This is a genomic window from Flavonifractor sp., assembly GCF_019422385.1.
GTDB lineage: Bacteria > Bacillota > Clostridia > Oscillospirales > Oscillospiraceae > Flavonifractor > Flavonifractor avistercoris.
The window spans coordinates 1-5,257 of the sequence record NZ_JAHZDL010000125.1 but is presented as its reverse complement, the minus strand read 5'-3'; the positions used below and the strand labels follow the sequence as shown (position 1 = coordinate 5,257).

At 68.5% G+C, this 5,257-nt stretch carries 4 protein-coding genes; 3 read left to right on the top strand and 1 reads right to left on the bottom strand.

The genetic code is table 11. From position 1 onward, the window contains the following. Positions 1-952 precede the first annotated feature (952 nt). Both QZ378_RS12080 and QZ378_RS12075 read left to right on the top strand, forming a co-directional pair. Entirely contained in the window at positions 953-1,828 is an 876-nt protein-coding gene (locus tag QZ378_RS12080; RefSeq protein WP_291258445.1) for a 4Fe-4S cluster-binding domain-containing protein, read from the top strand. Between the two features lie 13 nt (positions 1,829-1,841). Then, positions 1,842-3,227: an MATE family efflux transporter gene (locus QZ378_RS12075; RefSeq protein ID WP_291258444.1), complete on the top strand. Its 1,386-nt coding sequence runs from the start codon at positions 1,842-1,844 to the stop codon at positions 3,225-3,227. Between the two features lie 22 nt (positions 3,228-3,249). On the opposite strand, the gene QZ378_RS12070 is transcribed toward QZ378_RS12075, so the two are convergent. Next, on the bottom strand, positions 3,250-4,149 hold the full coding sequence (locus QZ378_RS12070; RefSeq protein WP_291258443.1) for an RluA family pseudouridine synthase: 900 nt from the start codon (positions 4,147-4,149) through the stop codon (positions 3,250-3,252). Between the two features lie 119 nt (positions 4,150-4,268). On the opposite strand from QZ378_RS12070, the gene hemW reads away from it, so the two are divergent. Beyond that, positions 4,269-5,257, top strand: a 989-nt coding sequence (gene hemW / locus QZ378_RS12065) for a radical SAM family heme chaperone HemW (RefSeq protein ID WP_291258442.1), incomplete at its 3' end; no start/stop codon positions are given.

Genomic DNA, 5,257 nt, shown 5'->3' with positions numbered 1-5,257 from the left:
AAACGACCAATCAGGGGGGAGCTGCGGCTCCCCCCTATTGGATGTACCCCCCAGGCTGTCCTACAGGCAGCTTCCCGGCCGAGGGGGCTTACGTTGTAACGCCCCCTCGGCTCGGAGCGGGCGCACACATAGGTGCGCCCCTGCGTGGGGCGCGACGACTCGGCGCGCTGTCGTCGGCCTAAGCTACGGATCGTTTGCTTCCGGGCAAGCCCGAAAGCTCATTCCCTCCGCTGGGCTTCGGCGGGGGCCCCGATTCCCGCGACTTCCAGAGTATTTCAGTTGCATGGCACCGACGGCGGCCCGGCGGGCCAAGCCGGTACAGCGCAACTACCCACAAGGCTTGCAGGGTAATCCCGATGCGTGCCGCCCGAGGCGCGGCAGCGCCTGTAACGTAAGTGAACACGGGGCCCCCGCCGAAGCCCAGCGAAGCGGGTTCGGTGGGGAGAGTTTCCCGGCGAAGCGCCGCCAGTGGCGGATAAAGCGAGCCGGGAAAAAGGAGCGGCGCGATTGGCGGGCCAGTTTGGCCCGGGAATCGCAATGCCGCGACGGGAGCAAGGGCACAGTGGAAGGAGTGAGCTTTGCCGCTTGCGGCGAAGCGAATGATCTGAAACTTGTGCCGACGAAACGGGCGGCAATGCGCGGTTGGTTTTTGCCCTGTCCGTACAGCCTGCCGCCGCCATGATCCCCCGTACTGGGGGGGGCCAGGGCGGGCGAAGCCCCCCGGCCCTTCTTTCCCCCCATTTCTTCGGGAAGAAATGGGGGCGCTCGCCGGGAGGCCGGTGCCTCCTTTGGGCGGCCGCCATGTATGGCGGCCCTACGGATTTGGGCGGATAATATCCGCCTCTACGGGCATGGCGGTTGACGTGCGCGCCGAGGTCGTCGCGCGCCACGGGCCGGTGGTACGGGGGGCGGATGGTATCCGCCCAACCCCAACGGAAAGGAAGGAGCCGGAATGATCTGCAATCTCTGCCCCCGCTCCTGCGGGGCCCTGCGCACCGAGACGGAAGGGCACGGCGTGTGCCGGATGCCCGCCCTGCCGGTGGTGGCCCGGGCGGCCCTCCACATGTGGGAGGAGCCCCCCATCTCGGGAACACGCGGCGCGGGGACGGTGTTTTTCTCCGGCTGTTCCCTGGGGTGCGTGTTCTGCCAGAACGAGTCCATCAGCCACCGGGACTTCGGAAAGCCGGTGACGGTCTCCCGCCTGCGGGAGATCTTTTTTGAGCTCATCGCCCAGGGGGCCCACAACATCGACCTGGTGAACCCCACCCACTACGCCCACGCGGTGGCCCAGGCCCTGGCCGAGCCCCTGCCCGTGCCGGTGGTGTGGAACTCCGGCGGCTACGACCGGGTGGAGACCCTGCGGGCCCTGGAGGGAAAGGTGCAGATCTACCTGCCGGATCTGAAATACGTGACGGCGGAGTACGCGGAGAAATACTCCGGCGCGGCGGACTATCCGGCGGCGGCCCAGGCGGCCATTCTGGAGATGTTCCGCCAGACCGGCCCCTGCGCATATGACGAAAGCGGCCTGCTGAAGCGGGGGGTGGTGATCCGCCACCTGGTATTGCCCGGGAAGCTGGCGGAGGCCAAGCGGGTGATGGACTGGGTATCGGGGCATTTTGCCCCCGGTGAGGTGCTGTTCTCCCTCATGAGCCAGTACCTCCCCTGGGGGCGGGCGGCGGAGTTCCCGGAGCTGAACCGCCGCCTGCGGCCGTCGGAGGCCCGGGCCGCGGCGGACTACATGGCCGCCCTGGGCCTGGAGGGCTTCACCCAGGAGCCGGAGTCGGCGGAGCACACCTACATTCCCCCCTTTGATCTGACAGGGGTATAAGAGAGGGAGAGACATGGAGACAAGTCAGACCGGGAAACCCCGGCTGAAAACCCTGTGGCGGCTGTCCTGGCCCGCCATCATTGAGCAGATTCTCACCACCATGGTCAGCTATGTGGACACCGCCATGGTGGGCGTTTTGGGGGCGGCGGGCACCGCCGCCGTGTCGGTGAACGCGGCCCCCATCTGGCTGGCCAACGGCCTGCTGATGGGGGTGGGCGTGGGCTACTCGGTCCAGGTGTCCAACGCCATTGGGGCGGAGGACGACGAGAGGGCCCGGCGGATCATCCGCCAGGGGGTGCTGGCCGCCATCGTGGTGGGCCTCCTGGGCCTGCTGATCTACCAGTCCCTGGCCGGGTTCATCCCCCGCTGGCTGGGGGCGGAGCCGGAGGTGCTGCCCCATGCGGTGGCCTACCTGCGGTTCTACACCATGGCCATGCCCTTCATGGCCGCCGGGCAGATCTTCTCCGCCATCCTCCGCTGTATGGGCAACACCAGGGCGCCGCTGTACTTCAACACGGCGGCCAACCTGCTGAACATCGTGCTCAACTTCCTGCTCATCTACCCCACCCGGCCGGCGGTGCTCTTCGGGGCACAGATCACTATTCCCGGCGCGGGGCTGGGGGCGGCGGGGGCGGCCATCGCCTCGGCGGCGGCCCTGACCACGGCGGGCATCGCCCTGCTGCGCATCGGCACCCGACAGGGCGACCGCTTCCGGGTGCACCTGCGGGAGGGCCTCCGGCCCGACGGGGCCATCATCCGCCAGGCGGTGCGGCTGGGCCTGCCCTCCGCGGTGGAGCGGGCCACCATCAACCTGGGGCAGATCGCCACCACCGCCGTGGTGGCCTCCCTGGGCACCGTGGCCCTGGCCGCCAACCAGATCGCCGTCACCGCCGAGGGCCTGTGCTACCTGCCCGCCTACGGCATCTCCTACGCGGGCATCGCCCTGGTGGGCCAGTCGGTGGGGGCCGGCAGCAGGGAGAACGCCCGGGCCTACGGCACCCTGGCCGCAAAGCTGGGCTTTGTGGCGGCCATCGGCACCGCCTCCGCCCTGTTCCTGCTGGCCCCGCCCCTGGCGGGCCTGTTCAACTCCGACCCCCGGGTGGTGGAGCAGGCGGCACTCATGCTGCGCATCGTGGCCTTCTGCGAGCCCTTCTTCGCCCTGTCCATCATCCTCTCCGGCACCCTCCGGGGCGCCCACGATGTGCGTCTGCCCATGGTGGTGGGGCTGGTGTGCATGTGGGGCATCCGGGTGCCCCTGGCCCCCGTGCTGGTCTACTTCGCCGGGTTCGGCCTGGCGGGGGTGTGGCTGGCCATGGACGTGGATCTGATCGTCCGGGGCCTGCTGTGCGCCCTGCGCTGGCGCTCGGGCAAATGGGCCCGCATGTGCGGGCTGGAATAACAAAGCGGCTGATATGACGCTGTCATATCAGCCGCTTCATATCCTCCGGCAGGGGCTGCTCCCACGCCATGGGCTCCCCGGTGACGGGGTGGAGGAGGGAGAGCCTGGCGGAGTGGAGGGCGGGTCGGGAGATCAGGCTGTGAGCCTCCGTGCCGTAGAGAAAGTCCCCGGTGAGGGGGTGGCCGATGTGGGCCATGTGCACCCGGATCTGGTGGGTGCGGCCGGTGTCCAGCTCCAGCTCCACCAGAGCCCGGCCCCGGCCGGCGCGGAGCACCCGGTAGCGGGTGACGGCCGCCTGTCCCGCCGGATCCACCCGACGGGCGATGAGGGAGCCGGGCGCCCGGCCCAGGGGGGCGTCGATCACCCCCTCCGGCGGCTCGGGCACCCCGTCGCACACGGCCAGATACACCCGCCGGAAGTCCGGGGTGTGGAGCTGCCGCTTGAGCCGCTCCTGGGCGTGGGGGTGCTTGGCCACCACCATCAGGCCGGAGGTGCCCCGATCCAGCCGCTGCACCGGGTGGACGTCGGCGGTGATGCCCCGCTCCCGGTAGTAGTACGCGATAAAATTGCACAGGGTGTCGGCGTAGTGGCCGGGGCCGGGGTGGACGGTGACGCCGGGGGCCTTGTTGAGCACCAGCAGATCCCCGTCCTCATACACGATATCCAGGGGACCGGGCGTGGGCACCATGACCCCCTTGTGGTCGGGGTCGGCCACCCGGACGGAGAGCACCTGCCCCGCCGCTGTCCGCTGCCCGGTGATGGCCCGGACGCCGTCCAGCAGGATGCCGTCCTCCAGCCACTTGATGCGCCGGATCACCGTGCCCGACAGGTGCAGCTCCCGCCGCAGCAGGGTGTCGATTTTCTCCCCCGCCATGGCCGGCGTGACGGTGAGCGTCAGCCGCCGGGGCGCCTGCTCCGCCATGCGCGCTCCCCCCTTCCGCTTTTTTCCCAGTATACCACGGCGTGCACCGCTTTTCAAACGCCGGATTTTGTAGTATAATATACGCTTGAACATTGAAGCATGGAAACGAGGTGCCTCCTATGCCGGAGAAACTGGGCCTTTACATCCACATCCCCTTCTGCCGGAGCAAGTGTGACTACTGTGACTTTTACTCCCTTGCCGGGCGGGAGGAGCGGATGGACGACTATCAGAAGGCGCTGCTGGCCCACATGAAGGAGACCGCCCCCCTCACCCGGGGGTGGCAGGTGGACACGGTGTATTTTGGCGGCGGAACCCCCAGCTTTTATGGGGCGAAGCGCCTGAAGGAGCTGCTCAGGCTGATCTCCAAGCGCTTTGATCTGGCCAAGGACGCGGAGATCACCGTGGAGTGCAACCCGGACAGTGTGGATCTCAAGACCTTCCAGGCCCTGCGCCGGGCGGGGGTCAACCGCATCTCCCTGGGGGTGCAGTCCGCCCACGACTGCGAGCTGCAAAGCCTCCACCGGCCCCACACCTTTGAGCAGGCGAAGGAGGCGGTGGAGGCCGCCCGGGCGGCCAAGCTGAAAAACCTGAGCCTGGATCTGATCTACGGCCTGCCGGAGCAGGACATGGACAGCTGGAAGGACTCGGTGGAGCAGGTGCTCTCCCTGGAGCCGGAGCATCTGAGCTGCTACGGCCTGAAGGTGGAGCCGGGCACTCCCCTGGACGACCGGGTGATCCGGGGCACCAGGCTGCCCGACGACGATGTGCAGGCCGATATGTACCTGTGGATGGTGGAGCGCTTGGCGGCGGCGGGCTACCGGCAGTATGAGATCTCCAACTTCGCCCGGGCGGGGTTCCAGTCCCGCCACAACCTGAAATACTGGATGGGACGGCCCTATATCGGCTTCGGGCCGGGGGCCCACTCCGACTTCGGCGGCCGGCGCTACTCCTTTGTGCGGAACCTGGAGGGCTATATCTCCGGCGTGCTGGAGGGGGGCGCGGTGATTGACGAGTCCGACCTGATCCCCCAGCGGGAGCGGGGCAGCGAGTACCTGATGCTCCGCCTGCGCACCACCCGGGGAATCGAGGAGTGGGAGTACCGCCGGGA

Coding starts and splice junctions, on each gene's coding strand:
- QZ378_RS12070 (WP_291258443.1), bottom strand. CDS start 4,149: ATGGCGGAGCAGGCGCCCCGGCGGCTGACGCTCACCGTCACGCCGGCC.
- QZ378_RS12080 (WP_291258445.1), top strand. CDS start 953: ATGATCTGCAATCTCTGCCCCCGCTCCTGCGGGGCCCTGCGCACCGAG.
- QZ378_RS12075 (WP_291258444.1), top strand. CDS start 1,842: ATGGAGACAAGTCAGACCGGGAAACCCCGGCTGAAAACCCTGTGGCGG.